The sequence below is a fragment of the Eubacterium sp. BIOML-A2 genome (assembly GCF_009680135.1).
In the GTDB taxonomy this organism is placed as follows: Bacteria; Bacillota; Clostridia; order Lachnospirales; family Lachnospiraceae; genus Faecalicatena; species Faecalicatena contortus_B.
In genome coordinates this window covers 1-1,596 of sequence record NZ_WKZK01000122.1, presented here as the reverse complement: position 1 = coordinate 1,596, position 1,596 = coordinate 1, and the positions used below count along the sequence as shown (strand labels likewise).

General features: G+C 41.3%; 1 protein-coding gene. It reads left to right on the top strand.

The annotated features are described in order from the left end of the window. Positions 1-658 precede the first annotated feature (658 nt). A complete protein-coding gene (locus tag GKG43_RS22760; RefSeq protein WP_055155411.1) occupies positions 659-1,567 on the top strand; it encodes an Rpn family recombination-promoting nuclease/putative transposase in 909 nt (302 codons plus the stop codon). Positions 1,568-1,596: the final 29 nt, after the last annotated feature.

Genomic DNA, 1,596 nt, shown 5'->3' with positions numbered 1-1,596 from the left:
TCACAAAATCACCCCACTTTCCCGGCTGCCGGCCTCCAAGAATTTCTAAGGTTCACTTTAGCGTTTCGAGGCGGCATATGTGCACTTGGGCGGGTTGCGGCTATCCCTTCCTTTCGCTGGGTGCATCCAATCGGTTGGATAGGGTGGCAACTTGGGAGGATACTTTTAGGGGGCAGCGTATTGATTTGTTTGGTGATACAGTATGGAAACGGTACTATGAAAGAGAAAGTTGTACCTTGTTTTGTGGTTTGGCTGCGGATACTTCTTTAGGGAATGGGTTACGAAATGCTTTAGGGTGCCTTATTTTGGCTATGCTGCGGTTCTGCCTGTGCCACTAATTTCCGGATTAGATGTGGGGTGAAATTTGATTATAGAAATGGGCGCTGGTAAATTTATAGATATTTTATTTGTAACAGAAAGGGAATTATGGTAGAGTGAATGTACCCAAAGAATAGTCTGTGGGGCATTTCAAACATTCTTTATATTCAATGATATATGAGATTGTCTATCTCATTCTTTCAGGCAGATTCGCCGGTTTATTCAATGTTTGAAAAATAGAACTTTAAAATTGAAGAAAGGTGATGCGTATTGGAAGTGTAATACTTGTCGATCGAAACGATGGTTTGCATTAAAAAAGTCTGACAAGGAGAAATTGAATATGGGGAAGAGTAACGTATATATGAAGCGCTGGCTTTCAGATAAAAGGCGTTTGGCGGATTTGTTAAATGGCTCTCTTTATCAGGGAGAGCAGGTTTTTACGGCAGAAAATATGGCGGTTGAAGATGGGGAACAGGGATTGGTGCTTAAGAAGGCAGATGGCAAGGAGATCACGGTGCAAAGATACCGTGATATTATGATGAGAATGGATGACGGCACACGGATTGTAGTACTGGCATGTGAGAACCAAGGGGAGATACATTATGCCATGCCTGTACGGGAAATGCTGTATGATGCCTTAAGTTATGCAGATCAGATCAATGAATTGCGGAAAAGTCATAGGGAAAAGAAAGATATGAAAGTACCGGCAGAATTTCTTTCCGGTATGAAGAGGACAGATTTTTTATCGCCGGTTCTGAATATTGTTTTTTACTATGGTGAGGAAGAATGGGATGGGAGTACGGATTTGCATGGATTATTGGGATTAGACCGAAAAGAGTATAAGCTGCTGACGAAGTACGTACCCAATTACAGGATCAACCTGATAGACCCGAAAAAGCTGGAAAACCTGGAGTGTTTTCAAACAGATTTACAGATGATATTCGGCATGTTAAAATGTAGAAAAAACAAAGAAGAATTGAAACGCTATGTGCAGAATAACAGGGCATATTTTGTGCAGGTTGATCAGGACTCATATAATGCCGTTTGTGCAATGCTGGGATCGACACAACATTTGAAAACGGTAAAGACGGAAGAAGGAGGGAACGTTAATATGTGTAAAGCGTTGGAAGATTTATACCAGGATGGCGTAGAAGAGGGAATCGAGAAAGGACTCGAAGAGGGACTAGAGAAAGGAATCAAATATAATGTACCCATAGATGTGGACACATTAAGAAGAAGGGTTCCCTAAAAATGGACACTAAAAAGAAGGCATAAAAC